The 25,538-nt window shown below is 70.3% G+C and carries 24 protein-coding genes; 20 read left to right on the forward strand and 4 right to left on the reverse strand.

Going from position 1 to position 25,538, the window contains the following annotated elements:
* Nucleotides 1-19 precede the first annotated feature (19 nt).
* The 8 genes from thrB to ACFTZC_RS23685 all read left to right on the forward strand — a co-directional run bounded on the left by thrB (nucleotide 20) and on the right by ACFTZC_RS23685 (nucleotide 9,028).
* Nucleotides 20-937: a homoserine kinase gene (gene thrB, locus ACFTZC_RS23650; protein WP_382892782.1), complete on the forward strand. Its 918-nt coding sequence runs from the start codon at nucleotides 20-22 to the stop codon at nucleotides 935-937.
* 452 nt (nucleotides 938-1,389) lie between these two features.
* Entirely contained in the window at nucleotides 1,390-3,471 is a 2,082-nt protein-coding gene (gene rho / locus ACFTZC_RS23655; RefSeq protein ID WP_382892784.1) for a transcription termination factor Rho, read from the forward strand.
* Between the two features lie 446 nt (nucleotides 3,472-3,917).
* On the forward strand, nucleotides 3,918-5,018 hold the full coding sequence (locus ACFTZC_RS23660; RefSeq protein WP_382892786.1) for an LCP family protein: 1,101 nt from the start codon (nucleotides 3,918-3,920) through the stop codon (nucleotides 5,016-5,018).
* A gap of 155 nt (nucleotides 5,019-5,173) precedes the next feature.
* A complete protein-coding gene (gene rpmE, locus ACFTZC_RS23665) occupies nucleotides 5,174-5,398 on the forward strand; it encodes a 50S ribosomal protein L31 (protein WP_365811372.1) in 225 nt (74 codons plus the stop codon).
* Nucleotides 5,399-5,578: 180 nt separating this feature from the next.
* Entirely contained in the window at nucleotides 5,579-6,658 is a 1,080-nt protein-coding gene (gene prfA / locus ACFTZC_RS23670; protein ID WP_382892788.1) for a peptide chain release factor 1, read from the forward strand.
* Nucleotides 6,659-6,713: 55 nt separating this feature from the next.
* Entirely contained in the window at nucleotides 6,714-7,598 is an 885-nt protein-coding gene (gene prmC / locus ACFTZC_RS23675; RefSeq protein WP_382892790.1) for a peptide chain release factor N(5)-glutamine methyltransferase, read from the forward strand.
* Between the two features lie 135 nt (nucleotides 7,599-7,733).
* Complete coding sequence (locus ACFTZC_RS23680) at nucleotides 7,734-8,381, forward strand: L-threonylcarbamoyladenylate synthase (RefSeq protein ID WP_382892793.1); 648 nt, start codon at nucleotides 7,734-7,736, stop codon at nucleotides 8,379-8,381.
* Nucleotides 8,378-9,028 (forward strand): protein-tyrosine-phosphatase, encoded by a 651-nt coding sequence (locus ACFTZC_RS23685; protein ID WP_382892795.1) that lies wholly within the window; start codon nucleotides 8,378-8,380, stop codon nucleotides 9,026-9,028. The genes ACFTZC_RS23680 and ACFTZC_RS23685 overlap by 4 nt, the downstream gene beginning before the upstream one ends.
* A gap of 27 nt (nucleotides 9,029-9,055) precedes the next feature.
* On the opposite strand, the gene ACFTZC_RS23690 is transcribed toward ACFTZC_RS23685, so the two are convergent.
* Nucleotides 9,056-9,568: a GNAT family N-acetyltransferase gene (locus ACFTZC_RS23690; protein ID WP_382892796.1), complete on the reverse strand. Its 513-nt coding sequence runs from the start codon at nucleotides 9,566-9,568 to the stop codon at nucleotides 9,056-9,058.
* 199 nt (nucleotides 9,569-9,767) lie between these two features.
* Between ACFTZC_RS23690 and glyA the strand changes: the two genes are divergently transcribed.
* From glyA to ACFTZC_RS23750, 12 genes are all read left to right on the forward strand, one after another.
* Nucleotides 9,768-10,982 carry a serine hydroxymethyltransferase gene (glyA, locus tag ACFTZC_RS23695; RefSeq protein WP_382892934.1) on the forward strand — a complete coding sequence of 405 codons (1,215 nt, stop codon included), beginning with the start codon at nucleotides 9,768-9,770 and terminating at the stop codon, nucleotides 10,980-10,982.
* A 145-nt stretch (nucleotides 10,983-11,127) separates the two neighbouring features.
* Nucleotides 11,128-12,510, forward strand: coding sequence for an MraY family glycosyltransferase (locus ACFTZC_RS23700; RefSeq protein WP_382892798.1), 1,383 nt, complete (start codon nucleotides 11,128-11,130; stop codon nucleotides 12,508-12,510).
* 274 nt (nucleotides 12,511-12,784) lie between these two features.
* On the forward strand, nucleotides 12,785-13,222 hold the full coding sequence (locus ACFTZC_RS23705; protein ID WP_382892800.1) for a hypothetical protein: 438 nt from the start codon (nucleotides 12,785-12,787) through the stop codon (nucleotides 13,220-13,222).
* A 273-nt stretch (nucleotides 13,223-13,495) separates the two neighbouring features.
* The gene (gene atpB, locus ACFTZC_RS23710; RefSeq protein ID WP_382892936.1) at nucleotides 13,496-14,266 is read left to right on the forward strand and encodes a F0F1 ATP synthase subunit A; all 771 of its coding nucleotides are present in this window, start codon (nucleotides 13,496-13,498) and stop codon (nucleotides 14,264-14,266) included.
* 75 nt (nucleotides 14,267-14,341) lie between these two features.
* The gene (locus ACFTZC_RS23715) at nucleotides 14,342-14,578 is read left to right on the forward strand and encodes a F0F1 ATP synthase subunit C (RefSeq protein WP_382892802.1); all 237 of its coding nucleotides are present in this window, start codon (nucleotides 14,342-14,344) and stop codon (nucleotides 14,576-14,578) included.
* A 40-nt stretch (nucleotides 14,579-14,618) separates the two neighbouring features.
* Nucleotides 14,619-15,176 (forward strand): F0F1 ATP synthase subunit B, encoded by a 558-nt coding sequence (locus ACFTZC_RS23720; RefSeq protein ID WP_382892803.1) that lies wholly within the window; start codon nucleotides 14,619-14,621, stop codon nucleotides 15,174-15,176.
* Nucleotides 15,177-15,178: 2 nt separating this feature from the next.
* Nucleotides 15,179-15,994, forward strand: coding sequence for a F0F1 ATP synthase subunit delta (locus ACFTZC_RS23725; RefSeq protein ID WP_382892939.1), 816 nt, complete (start codon nucleotides 15,179-15,181; stop codon nucleotides 15,992-15,994).
* Nucleotides 15,995-16,151: 157 nt separating this feature from the next.
* Nucleotides 16,152-17,747 (forward strand): F0F1 ATP synthase subunit alpha, encoded by a 1,596-nt coding sequence (gene atpA / locus ACFTZC_RS23730; protein ID WP_382892805.1) that lies wholly within the window; start codon nucleotides 16,152-16,154, stop codon nucleotides 17,745-17,747.
* Between the two features lie 20 nt (nucleotides 17,748-17,767).
* Nucleotides 17,768-18,700 (forward strand): F0F1 ATP synthase subunit gamma, encoded by a 933-nt coding sequence (locus ACFTZC_RS23735; RefSeq protein ID WP_382892807.1) that lies wholly within the window; start codon nucleotides 17,768-17,770, stop codon nucleotides 18,698-18,700.
* Nucleotides 18,700-20,154 carry a F0F1 ATP synthase subunit beta gene (gene atpD, locus ACFTZC_RS23740; RefSeq protein ID WP_365811393.1) on the forward strand — a complete coding sequence of 485 codons (1,455 nt, stop codon included), beginning with the start codon at nucleotides 18,700-18,702 and terminating at the stop codon, nucleotides 20,152-20,154. Before ACFTZC_RS23735 ends, atpD begins: the two co-directional genes overlap by 1 nt.
* Before the next feature lie 121 nt (nucleotides 20,155-20,275).
* Nucleotides 20,276-20,650, forward strand: coding sequence for a F0F1 ATP synthase subunit epsilon (locus tag ACFTZC_RS23745; RefSeq protein WP_382892810.1), 375 nt, complete (start codon nucleotides 20,276-20,278; stop codon nucleotides 20,648-20,650).
* Nucleotides 20,651-20,792: 142 nt separating this feature from the next.
* Nucleotides 20,793-21,239 (forward strand): DUF2550 domain-containing protein, encoded by a 447-nt coding sequence (locus ACFTZC_RS23750; protein ID WP_365811397.1) that lies wholly within the window; start codon nucleotides 20,793-20,795, stop codon nucleotides 21,237-21,239.
* Nucleotides 21,240-21,357: 118 nt separating this feature from the next.
* Here ACFTZC_RS23750 and ACFTZC_RS23755 read toward each other — a convergent pair whose 3' ends face one another.
* The 3 genes from ACFTZC_RS23755 to ACFTZC_RS23765 all read right to left on the reverse strand — a co-directional run bounded on the left by ACFTZC_RS23755 (nucleotide 21,358) and on the right by ACFTZC_RS23765 (nucleotide 25,334).
* A complete protein-coding gene (locus ACFTZC_RS23755) occupies nucleotides 21,358-23,151 on the reverse strand; it encodes a glycosyl hydrolase family 18 protein (RefSeq protein ID WP_382892942.1) in 1,794 nt (597 codons plus the stop codon).
* A 294-nt stretch (nucleotides 23,152-23,445) separates the two neighbouring features.
* Entirely contained in the window at nucleotides 23,446-24,096 is a 651-nt protein-coding gene (locus ACFTZC_RS23760; RefSeq protein WP_382892812.1) for a response regulator, read from the reverse strand.
* Nucleotides 24,093-25,334, reverse strand: a complete 1,242-nt coding sequence (locus tag ACFTZC_RS23765; protein WP_382892814.1) for a sensor histidine kinase — start codon at nucleotides 25,332-25,334, stop codon at nucleotides 24,093-24,095. The genes ACFTZC_RS23760 and ACFTZC_RS23765 overlap by 4 nt, the downstream gene beginning before the upstream one ends.
* Between the last annotated feature and the right edge of the window lie 204 nt (nucleotides 25,335-25,538).

Here is a 25,538-nt window from a genome sequence, read left to right on the forward strand (position 1 = left end):
AAGGAGAGTCGTCAGAGCGATGGCCGGTCCCGCGTTCCGCGCCGCCGCCGTACGGGTGCGCACCCCCGCCACCAGCGCCAACCTCGGCCCTGGCTTCGACGCCCTGGGCCTGTCGCTGGGGCTCTACGACGACGTGGTGGTCCGTGTCGCCGACTCGGGGCTGCACGTCGACATCGCGGGTGAGGGCGCCGAGACGCTTCCCCGCGACGAGGACCATCTGCTCGTACGGTCCCTCCGTACCGCCTTCGACCTGCTCGGCGGACAGCCGCGCGGCCTGGAGGTCGTCTGCGCCAACCGCATCCCGCACGGCCGAGGCCTGGGCTCCTCCTCGGCCGCGATCTGCGCCGGGATCGTCGCGGCCCGCGCCGTCACCATAGGCGGGGACGCCCGGCTCGACGACGCGGCGCTGCTGGAACTGGCGACCGAGATCGAGGGGCATCCGGACAATGTCGCCGCCTGTCTGCTCGGCGGCTTCACCCTCGCCTGGATGGACGGGGGAGCCGCCCGCGCCATCAGGATGGACCCGGTCCGTTCCATCGTTCCGGTGGTTTTCGTCCCCGCCAAGGCGGTCCTCACGGAGACGGCGCGCGGCCTGCTGCCGCGTACGGTCCCCCATGTGGACGCGGCGGCCAACGCCGGTCGCGCGGCCCTCCTCGTCGAGGCCATGACCCGGCGCCCCGAGCTGCTGCTGCCCGCCACGGAGGACCGTCTCCACCAGGACTACCGGGCCCCCGCGATGCCGGAGAGCATCGCACTGGTCAACCGACTGCGCGCGGACGGCGTCCCCGCGGTCGTCTCCGGCGCGGGCCCCACGGTGCTCGCGCTGGTCGAGGACGGTGCGGCCGACAAGGTCGCACGGCTGGCGGGCGAGGGGTGGGCCGCCAACCGGCTCACCCTCGACGCGGCGGGTGCCTGCGTGCTGCCGCTCGGTTCGTAGGCAGGGCTCGTGGAGCTGTGGAACTCGTGGAGCATTTGGCGAGAACAGCTCAGGAACAGCCAGAAGAGATTGCCGGTGAATGAGAGGGGGAATGTTTGTTGGAGCCGGTAGTGTTAACCTCAAGTCTGCAGCCGACGTCTTTCAGGCGCGGTGCATCGTGTCCCACATCGGGACCGCCCTTCTTCCGGGAGCCTCCCCAACTGCCTGAGCAGCCTGCCTGAGCAGTTTTGAGCACGCACCGGAACCGGCACGACACCCCCCGTTTTTCCCAGCGGAGGGCCGAGCAGGGGGACCTCGGGCCGGACCCATCGCTTGTTCGCACGTTTGCAGATTTCTCCGCCGTACCCGGCGGGACCACCGCCCCGGCACGGTCCACCACATGGGACCGCAGCCGGCAGCACAACCGGTCGCCGAGCCAGAAGGCCGACGTCCGCTCCAGGGAAGGACCCTTCGTGAGCGACACCACCGATCTGATGGGCGTGACTGCCGACAGCACTGTCGACACCACCGCGCCCGCCGAAGGTGCTGCCACTGGCACCACCACACGGCGCCGCCGCTCCGGCACCGGCCTTGACGGCATGGTCCTGGCCGAGTTGCAGCAGGTCGCGTCGGGCCTCGGCATCAGGGGCACCGCGCGGATGCGCAAGAGCCAGTTGATCGAGGTCATCAAGGAAGCACAGGCCGGAGGCGGAGCGGCGGCGAAGACCGCCGCCGGTGCCAACGGCAGCGCCGACGCCGAGACCAAGCCCAAGCGCCGGGCAACTTCCAAGGCCCGTACGGGCGAAGCCGCCGCGTCGGGCGGGGAGAACGCCAACCAGGCCGACCAGGCCGTGGCCCAGCAGCAGATCGACATCCCCGGCCAGCCCGCCAGCGACGACCAGCCCGCGGGCGAGCGCCGCCGCCGCAGGGCCACCGCGCAGGCCGGCAGCCCCGACACGAAGGCGGAGGCCGCGGTGGACGCCCCGGCCGACGTCAAGGTCGAGGAGCGCCCCGACGCCCGGACCGAGGCGGCCGTGGCCGCCTCCGCCGGCACCGTCACCCAGGGCGAGACCGACGGACGCCGCGGCGACCGGGACCGCGGCCAGCGCGGCGACCGGGACCGCGAGGGACGCCGCGACCGGCAGCGCGACCGCCGGGGCAAGGGCGACGACCAGCAGGGCGGCCAGAGCGGCCAGCAGCAGGGCGGCGGCAGCAACCGGCAGCAGGGCGGCCGGGGCGACCGCGACAACCGCGGTGGCGGCCAGGGCCAGCACGGCGGCCAGAGCAACGCCCCCCAGGACGACTTCGACGACGAGGCGGGCGGCCGGCGCGGCCGGCGCGGGCGCTACCGCGACCGCCGAGGCCGCCGCGGGCGCGACGAGTTCGGCCCCGGCGAGCCCCAGGTCGCCGACGACGATGTGCTGATCCCCGTCGCGGGCATCCTCGACATCCTCGACAACTACGCGTTCATCAGGACCTCCGGCTACCTGCCGGGCCCCAACGACGTGTACGTCTCGCTCGCCCAGGTCCGCAAGAACGGCCTGCGCAAGGGCGACCACGTCACCGGGGCCGTCCGTCAGCCCAAGGACGGCGAGCGCCGCGAGAAGTTCAACGCGCTCGTCCGCCTCGACTCCGCCAACGGCATGGGGGCCGAATCCGGCCGCGGCCGCCCGGAGTTCCAGAAGCTGACCCCGCTCTACCCGCAGGACCGGCTCCGCCTGGAGACCGACCCGGGCGTGCTGACCACGCGGATCATCGACCTCGTCGCACCGATCGGCAAGGGCCAGCGCGGTCTGATCGTGGCCCCGCCGAAGACCGGCAAGACCATGATCCTCCAGGCCATCGCCAACGCGATCACGGTCAACAGCCCCGAGTGCCACCTGATGGTCGTCCTCGTCGACGAGCGTCCCGAAGAGGTCACCGACATGCAGCGGTCGGTCAAGGGCGAGGTCATCTCCTCGACCTTCGACCGCCCGGCCGAGGACCACACCACCGTCGCGGAACTCGCCATCGAGCGCGCCAAGCGCCTCGTGGAGCTGGGCCACGACGTGGTCGTCCTGCTGGACTCCATCACCCGTCTGGGCCGCGCGTACAACCTCGCGGCGCCCGCCTCCGGACGCATCCTGTCCGGTGGTGTCGACTCGACCGCGCTCTACCCGCCGAAGCGCTTCTTCGGCGCCGCGCGCAACATCGAGGACGGCGGCTCGCTGACCATCCTGGCCACCGCGCTCGTCGAGACCGGCTCGCGCATGGACGAGGTGATCTTCGAGGAGTTCAAGGGCACCGGCAACATGGAGCTCAAGCTCGACCGGAAGCTCTCGGACAAGCGCATCTTCCCGGCGGTCGACGTGGACGCGTCCTCCACCCGCAAGGAGGAGATCCTGCTCGGCGGCGAGGAACTGGCCGTCGTGTGGAAGCTGCGCCGGGTGCTGCACGCGCTCGACCAGCAGCAGGCGATCGAACTCCTCCTGGACAAGATGAAGAAGACCAAGTCCAACGCGGAGTTCCTGCTCCAGATCCAGAAGACGACCCCGGGCTCCAACGGCAACGACTGACCGGACCCGCAGCGTCCCGTACGCCGTACGGCGAGAACCGCCCCGTCACGACAGGTGACGGGGCGGTTCCCGTTCGTGCGGCCCCGTCCGCAGGGTCCTCGCCCGCGCCCCGCGTCGTCGTACGGGCCCGTACGACGACGAGCCCGTACGGGCGACCCCCGCCGGAGACTTATCCCACACGCCCCGTGCGGGCCCCTGGACGCCCCCTGGGCGCCCCGGGCCCGGCGCGCGTGCCGAATGCCCAGGTGGGCGGCGGTACGCGGGGCAGGGCCCGGGTGGCGCGGAGGGCGCCGGGCCGCCGTCCGGCCGCGTTGCTTTTCCGGACATCTCCACCGCATGCTGTGCAACCCATCTTGGTGCTTCACTGTCTGTACAAGTGGCGACATAGTGCGCCTCGTCACCACGGCAGGAGGTAGCGGGACCCGCACGACGGACAGAGGGAGACCATGGGCGACGGGAACAGCAGCCGAATACGAGGCCGCGGCAGACGCCGCGGGAAGCCGGGCCGGCGCCGCCGCGCCACCGTCATCGCCGCGTGGTCCGCGGCGGCCCTCGTCCTCGTCGGCGGCTCCGGGCTCGGCTACGTCTACTTCAAGCTCAACGGCAACCTGAACGGTGTCGACATCAACGCCCAGCTCGGCCGCGACCGCCCCGCCGGCTCCGGCAACGGCTCCGAGAACATCCTCGTCCTCGGCTCGGACTCCCGCTCCGGCGCCAACGCGGAGTACGGCCAGGACGGCGGCGGCGCCCGCTCGGACACCGCGATGGTCGTCCACGTCTACAAGGGCCACCAGCGGGCCAGCGTCGTCTCCGTACCGCGCGACACCCTGATCGACCGCCCCGCCTGCACGGACTCCGACGGCGCCGCCGTGGCCGGGCAGCGGCTCGCCATGTTCAACACGGCGTACGAGGTGGGCGGCCCGGCCTGCGCGGTCAAGACCGTCGAGCAGATGTCCGGACTGCGCATGGACCACTACATCGAGGTCGACTTCACCGGCTTCAAGAAACTCGTCGACACGCTCGGCGGCGTGAAGATCACCACCACGCGGCCGATCGACGACCCCAAGAGCCACCTCAAGCTCGCCCCCGGCACCCACACCCTGAACGGGGAGCAGTCCCTCGGACTCGTACGGACCCGCCACAGCGTCGGGGACGGCAGTGACCTCGGCCGGATCCAGCTCCAGCAGTCCTTCATCAAGGCGCTGATCGAGCAGGTCAAGAGCGTCGGCGTGTTCAGCGACCCGAAGAAGCTCTACGACCTCGCCGACACCGCCACCCGTGCGATCACCCCCGACTCCCAGCTCGACACGGTCGACAAACTGGTCGGGTTCGCCGGCGGGCTCAAGGACCTCGGCGCCCAGGACGTCCACATGGTCACCCTCCCGGTCCGCTACGACCCGGCGGACCCGAACCGCGTCCTGCCCCTCCCGGCCGCCGCGCAGCAGGTCTGGACGGCCCTCAAGCAGGACAGGCCGGTCCCCGCCTCCGCCACCAGGGAATCGGCGGGCGACAAGGGCTCGGCCCACAGCGTCGTCAACACCGGCTGACGCGAACAGAGCCCCGGGAAGCCCGGGAATACGTGCGAGCGCCCCCCGGTTTTGGGAGATACGGCCGGTCCTGGCAGACTGGTACGTCGGCCCCGGTTCACGTCCGCGCAATCAGCGCGTACGACCCGGTGCCCTCCCGGAACTAGGAGAACCCCTTGAAGCGCGACATCCACCCCGCGTACGTCGAGACCCAGGTCAGCTGCACCTGCGGTGCGTCGTTCACCACCCGCAGCACGATCGAGTCCGGCACCATCCGTGCCGACCTGTGCTCCGAGTGCCACCCGTTCTACACGGGCAAGCAGAAGATCCTCGACACCGGTGGCCGCGTGGCCCGCTTCGAGGCCCGCTTCGGCAAGGCCGCCGGCTCCGCCAAGAAGTAGCGAGCCACCTGCGCCGGTCCTCGGCGCCCCGTACGCGCGGGGCGCCGGGACCGGCGCTTTGGCGTCCCGCAGCACGGCCGAAGCACCTGCCGCAGCATCTTCTTAACGCGAGCCACTTAACGCGAGCCACGTGAGCTACGCGAGTCACGCGAGTCACGCGAGAAACACAGGAGCCCCCGAATGTTCGAGGCGGTCGAGGAACTGATCGGCGAGCACGCCGGTCTGGAGAAGCAGCTCGCCGACCCGTCGGTCCACGCCGACCAGGCCAACGCGCGCAAGCTCAACAAGCGTTACGCCGAGCTGACCCCGATCGTCGCCACGTACCGCTCCTGGAAGCAGACCGGCGAGGACATCACCACGGCCCGCGAGTTCGCCGCCGACGACCCGGACTTCGCCGCCGAGGCCAAGGCCCTGGAGAAGCAGCGCGAGGAACTGACCGAGAAGCTGCGCCTGCTCCTCGTCCCGCGCGACCCCAGCGACGACAAGGACGTCATCCTTGAGGTCAAGGCCGGCGCGGGCGGCGACGAGTCCGCCCTCTTCGCCGGCGACCTGCTGCGCATGTACCTGAGGTACGCGGAGCGCGTCGGCTGGAAGACCGAGATCATCGACGCCACCGAGTCCGAGCTGGGCGGCTACAAGGACGTCCAGGTCGCCGTCAAGACCAAGGGCGGCAACGGCGCCACCGAGCCCGGACAGGGCGTCTGGGCACGGCTCAAGTACGAGGGCGGCGTGCACCGCGTGCAGCGTGTGCCCTCCACCGAGTCGCAGGGCCGTATCCACACCTCGGCCGCCGGTGTGCTGGTCACGCCCGAGGCCGAGGAGGTCGATGTCGAGATCCACGCCAACGATCTCCGTATCGACGTCTACCGCTCCTCGGGACCCGGCGGCCAGTCCGTCAACACCACCGACTCCGCCGTACGCATCACTCACCTGCCGACCGGAGTCGTCGCCTCCTGCCAGAACGAGAAGAGCCAGCTCCAGAACAAGGAGCAGGCCCTGCGTATCCTGCGCTCGCGGCTGCTCGCCGCGGCCCAGGAGGAGGCGGAGAAGAACGCGGCGGACGCCCGGCGCAGCCAGGTCCGTACCGTCGACCGGTCCGAGAAGATCCGTACGTACAACTTCCCGGAGAACCGGATCTCGGACCACCGCGTCGGTTTCAAGGCGTACAACTTGGACCAGGTGCTCGACGGGGACCTGGACGCGGTCATCCAGGCGTGTGTCGACGCCGACTCCGCCGCGAAGCTAGCAGCCGCCCAGTAACAGGATCCGCGGTCACCGCCCCCGGTGACCGCACTCGCAGTCCGGAGGAACCAGCGTGCAGCCACATTCTGGGGGGCCCAGCGACTCCCAGCGGCGCAGCCTGCTGCTCGCGGAGGTGGCCCAGGCCACCCAGCGGCTGGCCGACGCGGGCGTGCCCTCGCCGCGTTTCGACGCGGAGGAGCTCGCCGCGTACGTGCACGCCGTCAAACGGGGAGAGCTGCACCGCGTCAAGGACGCGGACTTCGACGCCCGCTACTGGGAGGCCGTGGCGCGCCGTGAGGCCCGCGAACCGCTCCAGCACATCACCGGACGCGCCTTCTTCCGCTATCTGGAGCTCCAGGTGGGCCCCGGTGTCTTCGTGCCCCGTCCGGAGACCGAGTCGGTCGTCGGCTGGGCCATAGACGCCGTCCGGGCGATGGACGTCGTCGAGCCCGTCGTGGTCGACCTGTGCTCGGGCTCCGGCGCGATCGCGCTCGCCATGGCGCAGGAGGTGCCCCGCTCGCGCGTGCACGCCGTGGAGCTGTCCGAGGACGCCCTGACCTGGACGCGGAAGAACGCCGAGGGATCCAGGGTCACCGTCCACCAGGGTGACGCCCTGAGCGCCCTGCCCGAGCTGGACGGCCAGGTCGACCTGGTCATCTCCAACCCGCCGTACATCCCGCTCACCGAGTGGGAGTACGTGGCCCCCGAGGCCCGTGACCACGATCCGGAGATGGCCCTCTTCTCCGGCGAGGACGGCCTCGACACCATCCGCGGCATCGAACGCACCGCGCACCGGCTGCTGCGGCCCGGCGGCCTCGTCGTCGTCGAGCACGCGGACACGCAGGGCGGCCAGGTCCCGTGGATCTTCAGCGAGGAGTCCGGCTGGGCGGACGCCGCGGACCACCCGGACCTGAACAAGCGCCCGCGCTTCGCCACGGCACGCAAGGCGCTGCCGTGACCGACTCGGTGAACGCCACGCCTGTGCCTCGTGCCTCTTCCGTACCTCACGATCCTTCCGCTTCGATGACCCAGACCGCGACGACCCAGACCGCGACGACCCGGACCGTGTTCGCGCACGAGGAGGCTTCCTAAAATGGCTCGGCGATACGACTGCAACGACGCGACCGACCGCACCACGGGTCTGCGGGAGGCCGCGTCCGCCGTGCGCCGCGGTGAGCTGGTCGTGCTGCCCACCGACACCGTGTACGGGATCGGCGCGGACGCCTTCAGCTCGGAGGCCGTCGCCGATCTGCTGGAGGCCAAGGGCCGGGGCCGCAACATGCCCACGCCCGTCCTGATCGGCTCCCCGAACACCCTGCACGGCCTCGTCACGGACTTCTCCGAGCAGGCGTGGGAACTGGTCGACGCGTTCTGGCCGGGCGCCCTGACCCTGGTCGCCAAGCACCAGCCGTCCCTCCAGTGGGACCTGGGCGACACCCGGGGCACGGTCGCGATCCGGATGCCGCTGCACCCGGTGGCGATCGAACTGCTCACCGAGGTCGGCCCGATGGCCGTCTCCAGCGCCAACCTCACGGGACACCCGGCCCCCGAGGACTGCGACGCGGCCCAGGAGATGCTCGGGGACTCCGTCTCCGTCTACCTCGACGGCGGCCCGACGCCGGGGAACGTACCGTCCTCGATCGTCGACGTCACCGGCAAGGTGCCGGTGCTGCTGCGGGCCGGCGCCCTCGACGCCGAGGAGCTCCGCAAGGTGGTACCCGACCTTGAGGTGGCCAATTGACCGCCCCTGAGGGGCGTGGCATAGCGGAGTCCTCGACCACCGGCACCACCTTCCGCATCCTCCACGTCAGTACCGGCAACGTGTGCCGCTCGCCCATCACCGAGCGGCTCAACCGGCACGCCCTGAGCGCCCGCCTGGGGGAGCGGCTGACCGGTGGCCTGATCGTGGAGAGCGCGGGCACCTGGGGGCACGAGGGCGCCCCCATGGAGGCCAACGCGGAGGCCGTCCTCGCCGACTTCGGTGCGGACGCCTCCGGCTTCGTCGGCCGCGAACTGCTCGACGAGCACGTCATCCGCGCGGATCTGGTCCTCACCGCGACCCGCGACCACCGTGCCCAGGTCATCTCGATGGGGCACTCGGCGGGGCTGCGCACGTTCACGCTGAAGGAGTTCACCCGTCTGGTGCGGGCCATAGACCCGGCGACGCTGCCCGACCCCCTGGACGAGGGTGTCGTGGAGCGCGCCCGCGCCCTGGTGCGCGCCGCGGCGGCGCTCCGCGGCTGGCTGCTGGCGCCGACGGCGGAGGCGGACGAGGTGTACGACCCGTACGGGGCGCCGATCACGTTCTTCCGCTCGATCGGCGAGGAGATCCACCAGGCCCTCGACCCGGTGGTCACGGCGCTCACCGGCGTATCCGCGAAGCCGTAGGACCTGTCCCAGGGTCTGACCGGATCGTCACGTCAGCTCCCCGGCGAGCAGATCCATCAGCAGTCCGTCGTGCCAGGTCCCGTCGGGCCCCCGCTCGTACTGCCGCATGATCCCCACCGGGCGGAAACCGACCTTGTGGTAGCAGCGGACCGCGGCGGCGTTGTCGGCCGCCGGGTCGATCACCAGCCGGTGGAACCCGTGGTCGTCGACGAGATGGCGGGCCAGGGTCCGTACGGTGTCGGTGCCCACGCCCCGTCCGTGCACCGCCGGGTCGAGGTAGATGTCGATGCTCGCGTGCCGGTAGTCCGGCTCCTTCTCGGCGCCCCACTGCACCGCGCCCGCCACCCGGCCGCCGTACTCCACCGCGAAGACCTCGGCCCCGGGGTCCGCCAGGTCGTCGGCGACCGCGGCGGTGTGGTCCTCGCCGCCCCGCCAGCGCGCGTACACCTCGGGTGTGGCCCGGATCGCCGCCAGTGCCGGAATGTCCGCCTCCATCACCGGACGCAGCGTCACCAGCTTCCCGCGCAGAATCGTCGTCATGCCCCCCATGGTCCCCGACGCACCATCGGGCGGGCCGGGTCCCCGCGGCCTACATTGGAAGGCGTCACGCCCCCGCCGAGGCCCGGAGCCCGTCATGCCGGTCGTCATCGAACCCCACGCGGAGCCTCACCCGGGCCCCCGCCCGGCCCGGAGCGCGCCGGAGGCGGCCCTGGAGGTCCTGCGCCGCCAGGATCCCGAGATGGCCGAGATCATGCTCGGCGAGGCGCGGCGCCAGGCCGACAGCCTCCAACTCATCGCCGCCGAGAACTTCACCTCGCCCGCCGTGCTCGCGGCGCTCGGCTCCCCGCTCGCCAACAAGTACGCAGAGGGCTACCCCGGCGCCCGCCACCACGGCGGCTGCGAGTTGGTGGACGCCGCCGAGCGGGTCGCCGTCGAGCGGGCCCGGGCGCTGTTCGGGGCCGAGCACGCCAACGTACAGCCGCACTCCGGGTCGTCCGCCGTGCTCGCGGCGTACGCCGCGCTGCTGCGGCCCGGGGACACCGTCCTCGCCATGGGGCTGCCGTACGGCGGGCACCTTACGCACGGCTCTCCCGTCAACTTCTCGGGACGCTGGTTCGACTTCGTGGGGTACGGGGTCGACGCGCGGACCGGGCTCATCGACTACGCGCAGGTCCGTCACCTGGCGCGGACGCACCACCCCAAGGCGCTGGTGTGCGGCTCGATCTCCTATCCGCGCCATATCGACTACGCGGCCTTCAGGGAGATCGCCGACGACGTGGGCGCCTATCTGATCGCCGACGCCGCGCACCCCATCGGGCTGGTCGCCGGGGGCGCGGCGCCCAGCCCCGTACCGTACGCGGACGTCGTGTGCGCCACGACACACAAGGTGCTGCGCGGTCCCCGCGGCGGGATGATCCTGTGCGGCGCGGAGTACGCGGAGCGCGTCGACCGCGCCGTGTTCCCGTTCACGCAGGGCGGCGCGCAGATGCACACCATCGCCGCGAAGGCGGTCGCCTTCGGGGAGGCGGCCACGCCGGCGTACGCCACGTACGCGCACCAGGTCGTCGCCAACGCGCGGGCGCTGGCCGAGGCGCTGGCCGAGGAGGGGTTCGGGATCACCACGGACGGCACGGACACCCATCTGCTCACCGTCGATCCCACGCCGCTCGGCGTGGACGGCAGAACCGCCCGCGGCCGGCTCGCGGCGGCGGGCGTGGTGGTGGACACCTGCGCGCTGCCGTCCGCGGACGGGCGCGGCGTACGGCTGGGGACGGCCGCCGTGACCACTCAGGGCATGCGTGAGGGCGAGATGGGGCGGGCGGGGGCAGTCATCGCCTCGGCGGTGCGGGAGGACGCTCAGGGGGCCGCTGGGACCTCTACGGCCCGCGGCGCGCTCCGTGACACGGTCAGGGAACTGGTGGGCCGTTTCCCGCCGTATCCGACCGTTTCCTGAATGGAACTTTCCGTACGGGGAACCCGTGCAACCGTTCCGCTCCGCCTCCGTGTCCTGTCTCATAGGCGACCGGATTTCCGTCCCGAGGTCCGGCGCGGGCTAATGTGTGGGGCTGAGATGGCCAGCGATTCCTGTGGGGCAGCCCGTGCGTGATTACCTGCTGACGCTCTGCGTGACGGCCGCGGTGACCTATTTGCTGACCGGGCCGGTGCGGAAGTTCGCCATCGCGACCGGAGCGATGCCGGAGATCCGCGCCCGCGACGTGCACCGCGAACCGACGCCGAGGCTCGGCGGTATCGCCATGTTCTTCGGCCTGTGCGCCGGACTGCTCGTCGCGGACAACCTGCAGAACCTCAACGGGGTCTTCGAGCTGTCGAACGAACCGCGCGCGCTGCTCTCCGGCGCCGCGCTGATCTGGCTGATCGGTGTCCTGGACGACAAGTTCGAGATCGACGCCCTGATCAAGCTCGGCGCGCAGATGATCGCCGCAGGTGTGATGGTCATGCAGGGTCTGACGATCCTGTGGATCCCGGTGCCCGGTGTCGGCACGGTCGCGCTGACCTCGTGGCAGGGCACCCTGCTGACCGTGGCGCTGGTGGTGATCACCATCAACGCGGTCAACTTCGTGGACGGTCTCGACGGCCTCGCGGCCGGCATGGTCTGCATCGCCGCCGCGGCGTTCTTCCTGTACACCTACCGGATCTGGTACGGGTACGGCATCGAGGCGGCGGCCCCCGCGACGCTCTTCGCGGCGATCCTGATCGGCATGTGCGTGGGCTTCCTGCCGCACAACATGCATCCGGCGCGGATCTTCATGGGCGACTCCGGGTCGATGCTGATCGGCCTGGTGCTCGCGGCGGGCGCGATCTCGGTGACCGGCCAGGTCGACCCGGACGCGCTGAAGATCTTCGAGGGCTCCACCCGCCAGGCCACCCACGCGGCGCTGCCGGTCTTCATCCCGCTGCTGCTGCCGCTGACGATCATCGCGATCCCCTTCGCCGACCTGGTGCTGGCGGTCGTACGCCGCACCTGGAACGGCAAGTCGCCGTTCGCCGCCGACCGCGGCCACCTGCACCACCGGCTGCTGGAGATCGGCCACTCGCACAGCAGGTCGGTGCTGATCATGTACTTCTGGTCGGCGCTGATCGCGTTCGGTGTGGTCGCGTACTCGGTGCACTCGGCGTCGATGTGGATCCTGCTGGTCGTGGTGGCGCTGAGCGCGGTGGGCCTGGTCCTGCTGCTGCTGCCGCGCTTCACCCCCCGGGCGCCGCTGTGGGCGCAGGCGTACGTGCCGCCCCGCTACCGGCGCCGCAGGCGTACGGCGGCGGCCGTGGAGGCGCCCGAGGCCCTGGAAGGCGCGGAGGGGGACGCGGACGGTGCGGCGGTCGGAGCCGCCTGTGTCCACGCACACGAGCACGAGCCGCCCGCTGAAGTTCGTACGCCCGTTCCGGCCGGCGTCAACGGGGCGACCGCCATCGGCGCTCGTTCGCGTCTACCCGATCGAAGGAAGGCCGGCTCACGGCAGTGACCCGCCCCTCATTTGCCCCGCCGGACCCCAATACCAGACAAGGTGCCCCCCTGTCGTGCACACACGCGCGGGCTCACTCTCATGTGTGACGGTCCGCACACCCCCATGGTAAAGACCTCATCAAATAGTTTGTGATACTGTTCACGAGACCCGGCGACAGAGCCGAAGGACCGTAGTGCGACGGTCCGTTGGCCCGAGAAACTCTCTCTCGGACCGGGCCTACGCTCGTCTGTGACGACACCACCTGCCCCACCCATTCAGCGGAGCTGCCGCCATGCCGTCCAACGACGTCCGGAACCTCCTTCACACCGCCGTGCCCACCGCTGCCGTCGGCGTCATCGCCGCGGCCGTCAGTGGTGTGGTCGCGGGCGGCAAGGGGGCGCTGGGAGCCGCGGTCGGCACATTGGTGGTGATCGTTTTCATGGGTATCGGGCTCGTGGTGCTCGAACGCACGGCCAAGTCACTTCCGCACCTTTTCCAGGCGATGGGTCTGATGCTCTACACGGCTCAGCTCCTGTTGCTGCTGATCTTCGTGGGTGTCTTCAAGGACACCACGCTGTTCCACCCGAAGACGTTCGCCGCCGCGCTCGTCGTGGCGACCGTCGTCTGGATCGCCGCACAGGCGCGGGCGCACATGAAGGCCAAGATCCTCTACGTCGAACCCGAGTCCTCGACGGCCGGAAAGGCCGAGAAGTCAGGGTCATCGGCGTGAGGGGTAGGGCCGGGATAAGTGCCCGTTCGGGAAACTGCTATCGTCCGGTGCCAACTGCGGCATTGCGGGCGCGGGCATCCGAGCTGACGCCTGTTCCTACGCGAGGCTCAACGCCCGACCGCCGTTCCCACATCCGTAACACCAGTCCAGTGCCGAACCGCGGCCGCGCGCCGCGCCGACACAACGAGGTTGCCGTACATATGCGCCACGCTGAAGGAGCCCGCGGTGAGTGCTGACCAGACCCAGCTCGCCTTTGACTGGAACTGCCGCATCCTGTCCGACAACGGCTGTGGCTTTCCGGCACCGGGCCTGCACTCCTTCCTGTTCCAGCCGATCTTCTCGGCGGGCGGGTTCGAGTTCAACAAGGTGATGCTGCTCGCGCTGCTCACGACCGTGCTCGTCGTCGGACTTTTCTGGGCCGCCTTCGGCAAGCCCAAGGTGGTGCCCGGCAAGCTCCAGATGATCGGCGAGGCCGGCTACGACTTCGTTCGCCGCGGGATCGTCTACGAGACGATGGGCAAGAAGGAGGGCGAGAAGTATGTCCCCCTGATGGTCTCGCTGTTCTTCTTCATCTGGCTGATGAACATCTGGTCCGTGATTCCGCTGGCCCAGTTCCCGGTGTCGTCGGTCATCGCCTACCCGATCGTTCTCGCCATCATCGTCTACGTGCTGTGGATGTCGGTGACCTTCAAGCGGCACGGATTCGTCGGCGGCTTCAAGAACATCACCGGCTACGACAAGTCGCTGGGCCCGGTGCTTCCGCTGGTCATGGTCATCGAGTTCTTCTCGAACGTCCTGGTCCGCCCGTTCACCCACGCCGTGCGACTCTTCGCCAACATGTTCGCCGGTCACCTGATGCTCGTGATGTTCACCGTCGCGAGCTGGTACCTGCTGAACAGCTACATGATCCCGGCCGCCGGTGTCTCGTTCGTGATGACCATGGCGATGATCCTCTTCGAGCTTTTCGTCCAGGCCGTCCAGGCGTACGTCTTCGTACTGCTGGCCTGTACGTACCTTCAGGGTGCTCTCGCCGAGCACCACTGACGACCACCCGCCCGAACACTTAATTCGTCCGGTGACCAACCCCCACCGGTTCGTACAGAGAAGGAAGATTTCAGCATGGCTGCCACTGAGACTCTTGCCGCCGTTTCCGGCTCCCTCGGCTCCGTCGGTTACGGTCTGTCCGCCATCGGCCCCGGCATCGGCGTCGGCATCATCTTCGGTAACGGCACGCAGGCCCTGGCCCGTCAGCCCGAGGCCGCCGGCCTGATCCGCGCCAACCAGATCCTCGGCTTCGCCTTCTGTGAGGCCCTCGCCCTCATCGGCATCGTCATGCCGTTCGTGTTCGGTCGCTAAACATCAGCCACCTGACACACATCCGACGAAAGGCACTGATGTGATCGCCAATCTGGTTCAGCTCGCGGCCGAGGAGGAGCAGAACCCGCTCCTTCCTCCGGGCCCCGAGCTGCTCATCGGCACCATCGCCTTCGCCATCGTCTTCTTCTTCCTCGCCAAGAAGCTCCTCCCGAACATCAACAAGGTTCTGGAGGAGCGCCGGGAGGCCATCGAGGGCGGTATCGAGCAGGCGGAGGCCGCCAAGACCGAGGCCCAGAGCGTCCTGGAGCAGTACAAGGCCCAGCTCGCCGAAGCCCGGCACGAGGCCGCCCGGCTCCGCCAGGAGGCGACCGAGCAGGGCACCGCCATCATCCAGGAGATGAAGGCGGAAGGGCAGCGGCAGCGGGAAGAGATCATCGCCGCCGGGCACGCCCAGATCGAGGCGGACCGCAAGGCCGCGGCCAGCGCGCTCCGTCAGGACGTGGGCAAGCTCGCCACCGACCTGGCCGGCAAGCTCGTCGGCGAGTCCCTTGAGGACTCCGCCCGGCAGAGCCGCACCATCGACCGCTTCCTCGACGAGCTCGAGGACGGCGCTTCGAAGGCCGAGGCCACCCGATGACGGTGCGCGGGGCGAGCCGCGAGGCGCAGTCCGCCGCACGTGAGCGTCTCGACGCGCTGACCGACTCCACGTCGGTCGACGCGGTGAAGCTCGCGGACGAGCTGGCCGCGGTCACGGCGCTGCTCCACCGTGAGGTGTCGCTGCGCCGGGTCCTGACCGACCCGGCGCGGACCGGCGAGTCCAAGGCCGAGCTGGCCGGCTCGCTGCTGCGCGGGCAGGTGGGCGGTTCCACCGCCGACCTGGTCACCGGCATGGTCCGCAGCCGCTGGTCACAGCCGCGCGACCTGGTCGACTCGATCGAGGAGCTGGCCTCCGTCGCCGAGCTGACCGGCGCCCAGCGGGCCGGCGGTCTGGACGACGTCGAGGACGAGCTGTTCCGGTTCGGCCGGATCGTCGAGTCCAGCCCCGCGCTGCGATCCGCGCTCACCGACCAGTCGGCGACGGACGCCGCCAAGACCGGGCTGCTGCGCAGCCTGCTCGGCGGCCGGGCCAATCCGGCCACGGAACGCCTGGTAGTGCGTCTTGTGACGCTGCCCCGGGGACGTAGCCTGGAAGCGGGTCTCCAGACCCTCTCCCGGCTCGCCGCGGCGCGCCGGGACCGGATGGTCGCGGTCGTCACCTCGGCGGTACCGCTCACCGAAGGACAGAAGCGGCGCCTCGGCGCGGCCCTGGCCAAGCTGTACGGCCACCCGATGCACCTGAACCTCGACGTGGACCCCGAGGTCCTCGGCGGGGTGTCGGTTCGCGTCGGTGACGAGGTCGTCAACGGCACGGTCGCGGAGCGTCTCGACGAGGCGACCCGGCGGCTGGCCGGCTGACGCCGGCAGGTTTTCAGAGCTACAGAGCGACAGAGCAGGACAGCGGCCCGGTTGGGCCGTGCAGAGAATTGCAGAAGATTCCTGGGGGTCGCCCCCAGAGGCAAGAACGAAGACCCCCAAGAAACTTCGGGCCCAACAAGGAGAGCAGGGAACCCAGATGGCGGAGCTCACGATCCGGCCGGAGGAGATCCGGGACGCGCTGGAGAACTTTGTCCAGTCGTACAAGCCGGACGCGGCCTCGCGCGAGGAGGTCGGTACGGTCAGCGTGGCCGGCGACGGTATCGCCAAGGTCGAGGGACTTCCCTCGGCCATGGCGAACGAGCTGCTGAAGTTCGAGGACGGCACCCTCGGTCTCGCCCTCAACCTTGAGGAGCGCGAGATCGGTTCGATCGTCCTCGGTGAGTTCAGCGGTATCGAGGAGGGACAGTCGGTCACCCGTACCGGCGAGGTCCTCTCCGTGGCGGTCGGCGAGGGATACCTGGGTCGCGTCGTCGACCCCCTCGGCAACCCGATCGACGGCCTCGGCGAGATCGCGACCGAGGGCCGCCGCGCCCTCGAACTGCAGGCCCCCGGCGTCATGGTCCGCAAGTCGGTCCACGAGCCGATGCAGACCGGCTACAAGGCCGTCGACGCCATGGTGCCGATCGGCCGCGGCCAGCGCCAGCTCATCATCGGCGACCGCCAGACCGGCAAGACCGCCCTGGCCGTCGACACGATCATCAACCAGCGTGACAACTGGCGCTCCGGCGACACGAAGAAGCAGGTCCGCTGCATCTACGTCGCCATCGGCCAGAAGGGCTCCACCATCGCGTCCGTGCGCGGTGCCCTGGAGGAGGCCGGCGCGCTGGAGTACACGACCATCGTCGCCGCCCCGGCGTCCGACCCGGCCGGCTTCAAGTACCTGGCGCCGTACACCGGTTCGGCCATCGGCCAGCACTGGATGTACGAGGGCAAGCACGTCCTCATCATCTTCGACGACCTCTCGAAGCAGGCCGACGCCTACCGCGCCGTCTCCCTGCTGCTGCGCCGCCCGCCGGGCCGTGAGGCGTACCCGGGCGACGTCTTCTACCTGCACTCGCGTCTGCTGGAGCGCTGCGCCAAGCTCTCCGACGAGCTGGGTGCCGGTTCGATGACGGGTCTGCCGATCGTCGAGACGAAGGCCAACGACGTCTCCGCGTTCATCCCGACCAACGTCATCTCCATCACCGACGGCCAGTGCTTCCTGGAGTCCGACCTCTTCAACGCCGGCCAGCGGCCCGCGCTGAACGTCGGTATCTCGGTCTCCCGTGTCGGTGGCTCCGCCCAGCACAAGGCCATGAAGCAGGTCTCCGGCCGGCTCCGCGTGGACCTCGCCCAGTACCGCGAGCTGGAGGCGTTCGCGTCCTTCGGCTCCGACCTGGACGCGGCCTCGAAGGCGTCGCTGGAGCGCGGCAAGCGCATGGTCGAGCTGCTGAAGCAGCCCCAGTACGCGCCGTACCCGATGGAGGAGCAGGTCGTCTCCGTCTGGGCCGGCACCACCGGTCGGATGGACGACGTACCGGTCGAGGACATCCGCCGCTTCGAGAGCGAGCTGCTGGAGCACCTGCGCCGTGAGCGCAAGGAGCTGCTGACCAGCATCGCCGAGGGCGGCAAGATGTCCGACGACACGCTGCAGTCCGTCGGGGACGCCATCGCCGCCTTCAAGCGGCAGTTCGAGACGTCGGACGGGCAGCTCCTCGGGGACGACGCGCCGGCCGTCAACGCCTCCAAGTGACGACGGAAGGGACCTGACTCATGGGAGCCCAGCTCCGGGTCTACAAGCGTCGCATCAAATCCGTCACCGCGACCAAGAAGATCACCAAGGCGATGGAGATGATCGCCGCCTCGCGCATCGTCAAGGCGCAGCGCCAGGTGGCGGCATCGACGCCGTACGCGACCGAGCTCACCCGCGCGGTGACCGCGGTGGCGACCGGCTCCACGACCAAGCACCCCTTGACGACCGAGGTCGAGCGTCCGACCCGGGCCGCGGTCCTGCTCATCACGAGCGACCGCGGTCTGGCCGGCGGCTACTCCTCGAACGCGATCAAGGCGGCCGAGCGTCTGACGAGCCGGCTCAGCAGTGAGCGCAAGGACGTCGAGACCTACATCGTGGGTCGCAAGGGAGTCGCGTACTACGGCTTCCGTGAGCGTCCGGTCGCGGACTCGTGGACGGGCTTCACGGACAACCCCACCTACGCCGACGCGAAGGCGGTGGCCGCCCCGCTCATCGAGGCGATCACCAAGGACACGACGCACGGCGGGGTGGACGAGATCCACATCGTCTTCACCGAGTTCATCTCGATGATGACGCAGACCCCGATCGAGAACCGGCTGCTGCCGCTGGCGCTCACCCCGAGCACCGCGGAGGAGTCCGCCGAGGTCCTCAAGCGGGGGGCCGAGGTCCTGCCGCTGTTCGACTTCGAGCCGTCGGCGGAGGACGTCCTCGACGCCCTGCTGCCGCGCTACGTCGAGAGCCGTATCTACAACGCGCTGCTCCAGGCCGCCGCTTCCAAGCACGCTGCCACCCGTCGCGCGATGAAGTCGGCGACCGACAACGCCGGGGAACTCATCAAGAGCCTCTCCCGGCTTGCCAACGCGGCCCGCCAGGCCGAAATCACCCAGGAAATCAGCGAGATCGTCGGTGGCGCGAGCGCCCTGGCCGACGCGACCGCGGGGAGTGAAAATTAATGACGACCACAGTTGAGGCGGCCACCCCGGGGAGCACGGCCGCAGGCCGCGTGTCCCGGGTCATCGGCCCGGTCGTCGACGTGGAGTTCCCCGTCGACGCGATGCCGGAGATCTACAACGCGCTGCACGTCGAGGTGGCCGACCCGGCCGAGGACGGCAAGCTCAAGACGCTGACCCTCGAAGTCGCCCAGCACCTGGGCGAGGGCCTGGTCCGCGCGGTCTCGATGCAGCCCACCGACGGTCTGGTCCGCCAGGCCCCGGTGACCGACACGGGCAACGGCATCACGGTGCCCGTCGGTGACATCACCAAGGGCAAGGTGTTCAACACCCTCGGTCAGATCCTGAACGAGCCGGAGGCCGAGGCGCAGGTCACCGAGCGCTGGCCGATCCACCGCAAGGCCCCGGCCTTCGACCAGCTTGAGTCGAAGACCGAGATGTTCGAGACCGGCCTGAAGGTCGTCGACCTGCTGACCCCGTACGTCAAGGGCGGCAAGATCGGTCTGTTCGGTGGTGCGGGCGTCGGCAAGACGGTCCTCATCCAGGAAATGATCATGCGTGTGGCCAAGCTGCACGACGGTGTCTCGGTGTTCGCCGGTGTCGGTGAGCGCACGCGTGAGGGCAACGACCTCATCGACGAGATGACCGACTCGGGCGTGCTGGACAAGACCGCGCTGGTCTTCGGCCAGATGGACGAGCCGCCGGGGACCCGTCTGCGGGTGGCGCTCTCCGCGCTGACCATGGCGGAGTACTTCCGCGATGTGCAGAAGCAGGACGTGCTGCTCTTCATCGACAACATCTTCCGCTTCACCCAGGCCGGTTCCGAGGTCTCCACGCTGCTCGGCCGCATGCCGTCCGCGGTGGGGTACCAGCCGACCCTGGCGGACGAGATGGGTGTGCTCCAGGAGCGCATCACGTCGACCCGTGGTCACTCGATCACCTCGATGCAGGCGATCTACGTGCCCGCGGACGACCTGACCGACCCGGCCCCGGCCACGACCTTCGCGCACCTCGACGCGACGACCGTGCTGTCGCGTCCGATCTCGGAGAAGGGCATCTACCCGGCGGTGGACCCGCTGGACTCGACGTCCCGCATCCTGGACCCGCGGTACATCTCGCAGGAGCACTACGACGCGGCCAGCCGCGTCAAGGGGATCCTGCAGAAGAACAAGGACCTCCAGGACATCATCGCGATCCTCGGTATCGACGAGCTGGGCGAGGAGGACAAGCTCGTCGTCCACCGTGCCCGTCGCGTCGAGCGCTTCCTGTCGCAGAACACCCACGCCGCCAAGCAGTTCACCGGCCTGGACGGCTCCGACGTGCCGCTCGACGAGTCGATCGCCGCGTTCAACGCGATCTGCGAAGGGGAGTACGACCACTTCCCCGAGCAGGCGTTCTTCATGTGCGGTGGCCTGGACGACCTGAAGGCCAAGGCCAAGGAACTCGGCGTTTCCTGAGCCTCCGGTTCGGGGAGGGGGGCGGGTTCGTCCCGCCCCCCTCCAATGCCCTCATCGACACCCCATAGAATTGAAGCCAACACCCGGCGATACGGCCGGGTGGTGACCCGAGGAGCCACCCATGGCTGCTGAGCTGCATGTCGAGCTGGTCGCCGCGGACCGGCAGGTCTGGTCCGGCGAGGCCACGCTGGTCGTCGCGCGTACCACCTCCGGCGACATCGGCGTCATGCCCGGTCACCAGCCGCTGCTCGGTGTGCTGGAGTCGGGCCCGGTGACCATTCGTACGAGTGACGGCGGAACGGTCGTGGCGGCTGTCCACGGCGGTTTCCTGTCGTTCGCCGACAACAAGCTGTCGCTGCTCGCGGAGATCGCCGAGCTGGCGGACGAGATCGACACCCAGCGCGCGGAGCTGGCGCTGGAGCGTGCCAAGTCGGGCGAGGACGACGCCGCCGAGCGTCGCGCCGCCGTCCGGCTGCGTGCGGTGGCGGCCCATTAGGGGTCGTCGCAACGGATTCACCCTCAGCCGCGGCTCGCTCCGGACCCCTCCGGACCGGGTCGCGGCTGAGGCGATGCGGGTGCGGTACAGCGGTATGCGGTTCCTGTTCCGGTAACTGGATGAGGCGAGGAGGTCGGTGTTGATGGTCCTCGCTCTGCTTGTCTGCGGACTGGTCGTCGTACTGGTTGCGGTGGGGCTCTTCGTCTTCGGGCTGCGCCGGCGGCTGATCCAGCGTTCCGGTGGCACCTTCGACTGCAGTCTGCGGTGGAACGTCCCCGAGGAGCCGGACCTCTCCGGCAAGGGCTGGGTGTACGGGGTGGCCCGCTACAACAGCGACCGCATCAACTGGTTCCGGGTCTTCTCGTACGCCCCGCGCCCCCGCCGTACGCTGGAGCGCTCCGCCATCGAGGTGCTGGCCCGCCGGGCCCCCGAGGGCGAGGAGGAGCTGGCGCTCCTCTCCGACGCGGTGATCCTGGGCTGTACGCACGACGGCGTCAAGCTGGAACTGGCGATGAGTGACGACGCGCTCACGGGCTTTCTGGCCTGGCTGGAGGCGGCGCCGCCGGGACAGCGTGTGAACGTCGCCTGAGCAAGACGTCGCCGGAGCGGATGTCGCTCCACGGGCGCGGGAAGGGGCGGCACCGCGTGCGCGGCACCGCCCCTGTCGTACCTGGTCATCCGTGTGAGTCGGATGTGCGAGCGAGCGGTCAGCCGAGTCCGCTGTTGATCGCCGTCACCAGTTCACCGTCGGCCGTGTCCCCGGTGAAGTCCCAGAAGAACGCGCCGCCCAGGCTCTGCTGGTTGGCCCAGGTCATCTTGGACCGGATCGTCGCCGGGGTGTCGTAGCTCCACCAGTTGGTGCCGCAGTACGCGTACGCCGTACCGCCGACCGTGCCGTTGGCCGGGCAGCTGGTCTTGAGCACCTTGTAGTCCTCGATGCCCGCCTCGTACCTGCCGGGCGCCGGTCCGGTCGCGGTGCCGCCGGGGGCGGCCTGGGTGACCCCGGTCCAGCCGCGTCCGTAGAAGCCGATGCCGAGCAGCAGCTTCTTGGCCGGCACGCCCTGCGCCTTGAACTTGGCGATCGCCTCGGCGGAGTTGAAGCCCGCCTGCGGGATGCCCGGGTACGAGGTGAGCGGGGAGTGCGGGGCCGTCGGACCCTGCGCGGAGAAGGCGCCGAAGAAGTCGTACGTCATGACGTTGAACCAGTCCATGTACTGCGCCGCGCCCGCGTAGTCGACCTTGTCGATCTTTCCGCCGGCCGAGGCGTCCGCCGTGACGGCGGCGGTGACCAGGTTGTTCGCGCCGAACTTGGCGCGCATCGCCTGCATCATGTTCTTGAAGACGGCCGGACCGCTGGTGTCGCAGGACAGGCCGCACCCGTTCGGGTACTCCCAGTCCAGGTCGATGCCGTCGAACACGTCGGCCCAGCGCGGGTCCTCCACCAGGTCGTAACAGGACTGCGCGAAGGCGGCCGGGTTCTGCATGGCCTGGCCGAAGCCGCCGGACCAGGTCCAGCCGCCGAAGGACCAGAGGACCTTGATGTTCGGGTTCTTGGCCTTGAGCTTGCGCAGCTGGTTGAAGTTGCCGCGCAGCGGCTGGTCCCATGTGTCGGCGACGCCGTCGACGGACTGGTCGGCGGTGTACGCCTTGTCGGTCGCGGCGTAGCTGTCACCCATGACGCACTTGCCGCCGGTGACGTTGCCGAACGAGTAGTTGATGTGCGTGATCTTGCTCGCCGACCCCGATGTCACCAGGTTCTTGACGTGGTAGTTCCGGTCGTAGACGCCCCACTCGGTGAAGTAGCCGAGCTTGACCTTGGCGCCCGGGTTGCCCGGGTCGGTGGAGCCGGTCGTACGGACCGCGCGGGCGCCGCTGGCCGGACCCGTCTGGTCGGCGGTGTCGCGCGCCTGGACGGTGTACGAGTAGTCCGTGCCCGCGCTCAGCCCGGTGTCCGTGTACGTCGTGCCGGTGACGGTGGCGACCTTCGAGCCGCCGCGCAGCACGTCGTAGTTCTTGATGCCCTTGTCGTCGGTGGCCGCGCTCCAGCTCAGCTTCACCGAGGTGTTGGTGATGTCGCTCGCGGTCGGGGTGCCCGGGGCGGAGGGCGGGTTGTCGCCCGGCACACTGGGACCGCCGTCGCAGGAGGCGCCGTTGAGCTTGCAGCCGGTGGGGGAGCCGGCGCCGGAGCCGTTGAAGCCGAAGCTGATCGAGGCGCCGGCCGCGAGCGTCCCGTTCCAGGACTTGTTCTTCGCGGTCCAGTGGTTGCCGGAGCCGGTGATGTCGGCGTCCCAGCCGGAGGTGACGGCGGTGCCGGAGGGGAAGTCCCACTCGACCGTCCACGAGCTGAGGGCGGTGGTTCCGGTGTTCTTCACCGTCCACTTGCCCTCGAAGCCGGTGCCCCAGTCGGAGACCTTGGTGTACGTGGCGGTGGCGGAGGCGGCGGCCTGGGCCGGGGTGGCCAGACCGACCAGGGCCGCGAGGGGGAGCAGCAGGGCGGTCAGGGCGGCGACGCCGCGGGAACCGCGTCTGCCTCTGTCTCTGCCCGGGTCTCTGTCTCCGGGTCTGTGGGGATGGGGGAAGAATCGGGTGTTCAAGGCGCGCTCCTGGGGTGAGTACCGGAGTACGGACCGGACCGGGCTCACACCGCGGGGCTCACCGCGGTGTGTGCGGTGAGAGTAAGAAGGTCTGGACCACTCGTCAATAGGTCCAGACCAAAGCCGAGGTCCCGGCGCAGTCGCCGGCCGGCCCCGGCGCATCCGCCGGTCGGCCCCCGGTGCATCCGCCGCCGGGGTTCCTCAGACGCCCAACTCCTGGGCGAGCACGGCCGCCTGGACCCGGCTGCGCAGCTCCAGCTTGCCGAGGATCCGGCTCACATGGGTCTTCACCGTGGCCTCCGCCATGTCGAGCCGCCGCGCGATCTCCGCGTTCGACAGCCCTTCGCCCAGCCGGGAGAGCACCTCGCGCTCACGGCGCGTCAGCACGTCCAGGATCGCGGGATCGGGCCCGCCGGGCGCCCGCACCGGCCGGGGTGCCGCGAACTCCGCGATCAGCCGCCGGGTGACCGCGGGCGCGATCAGCCCCTCGCCGCGCGCCACCGTCCGTACGGCGGTGAGCAGTTCACCCGCCTCGGCGTTCTTCAGCAGAAAGCCGGAGGCACCCGCCCGCAGCGCCCCGAAGACATACTCGTCCAGGTCGAACGTGGTCAGTACGAGCACGTCGGCCAGCCCCTCCGCGACCACCCGCCCCGTCGCCGACACCCCGTCCAGGCGCGGCATCTGCACATCCATCAGCACCAGGTCGGGGCGGAGCTCACGGGCGAGCTCGACCGCCCGTTCACCGTCCGCGGCCTCCCCGACCACCTCGATGTCGGGTGCGCTGCGCAGGATCAGCACCAGCCCCGCCCGTACCGCCGACTGGTCCTCCGCGACCAGAACCCGGATCGTCATCGCGTCGTGTCCCCTTCCCCGGCCTGCCCGGCCGGTCCGACGGGCAGTTCCGCCCGTACCACCCAGACCTTGTCCGCTCCGCCCCCGGTGGTGACCGGGCCCGCCTCGAACACCCCGTCCAGCAGGGCGACGCGCTCGCGCATCCCCACCAGTCCGGCGCCGGACCCCGGGGCACGCGGCCCCGGCCGGTCGCCGAACGGGCTGGTGACCCGTACGTCCAGGGTGCGGCCCGTGAGCCCCAGTTCGACGGCGACCGTCCCGGGCGCCGCGTGCTTCAGCGCGTTGGTCAGCGACTCCTGGACGATGCGGTACGCGGCCAGCCCGACCGGTGCCGGCAGCACGCCCCGGGGCTCCGTGCCCCCGGCGCCCGTGCCTCCCGCGCCCGCGCCCGCTCCGTCCCGCCGCCCGGCGTCGCGCCGGTCGGTCAGTGTGAAGCGGAGCCCACTGGAGGCGCCGTTCGTACGGGCCTGCTCCAGCAGGGCGTCCAGCGCGTCCAGGGCCGGCGCGGCGGCCGGCTCCCGCTCCCCGTCGCCCTCCCGCAGCAGCCCGATCAGCCGCCGCATCTCGGCGAGCCCCGCCACGCTGTTCTCCCGGATGACGGCGAGCGCGTCCCGGCTGGTGCGCGCGTCGTCGAGGGAGAGCGCGGCGGTCGAGTGGATCGCGATCGCCGAGAGATGGTTGGCGACCATGTCGTGCAGCTCGCGCGCCATCCGCGAGCGCTCGGCGGTCACCGCCTGCGTCCGGTCGATCTCCGCCAGCAGCGCCGTCTGCTCCGCCCGGAGCCGGGCCGTCTCGGCGGCCTCGCGGTGGTTGCGTACGAGGGCGCCGGTGGAGGCGGGGACGAAGGTGACCAGACCGGTGGCCACACCGATCAGCAGGCCGTCCGCCGTCCGGAACCAGGCGGTGAACCCGACCGTCATCGCCACCGTGACGAACACGGTGGTACGGGGGATACGGCGGGCGGCGGCCGGAGTCCCGTACAGCACGGCCGCGTAGATGATGTCGGTGAACATCAGCACCGTCGCCACACTGCCCGTCGTGAGCAGGTCCGCGATCAGCGCGACCGTCCCCACGATCAGCGCCACCCGCGGCGCGGTCCTGCGCAGCAGCTCCAGGCCGGCCATCACGACCAGGGGGACCAGCACCCACGCCCCGGGCAGCAGCCGCACCCCCTGCGTGTGCAGCCCGACGCCCCACAGGGCCAGCCCGCCGCACAGCCCGCCCGCGGCGAGCAGCATGTCCTCGCGGTGCGGTCGCGGGACACGCGGCGGGCGTCCGGGGGAGCGAAGCCGGGGCGGGGAGGCGATCACCCCTCCATCCAACACGGCCCGCCGCGCCCCGGCCTCCGCACTCCGGCGGAGCCCGCGCTCCGACGACGTACACCGAAGGATGCAGTCCCCTTTCGTCACCGCCGACGACGCGGGGCGCGGACGCCGCCGGGA

It is taken from the genome of Streptomyces sp. NPDC056987 (genome assembly GCF_042673865.1).
Lineage (GTDB): Bacteria > Actinomycetota > Actinomycetes > Streptomycetales > Streptomycetaceae > Streptomyces.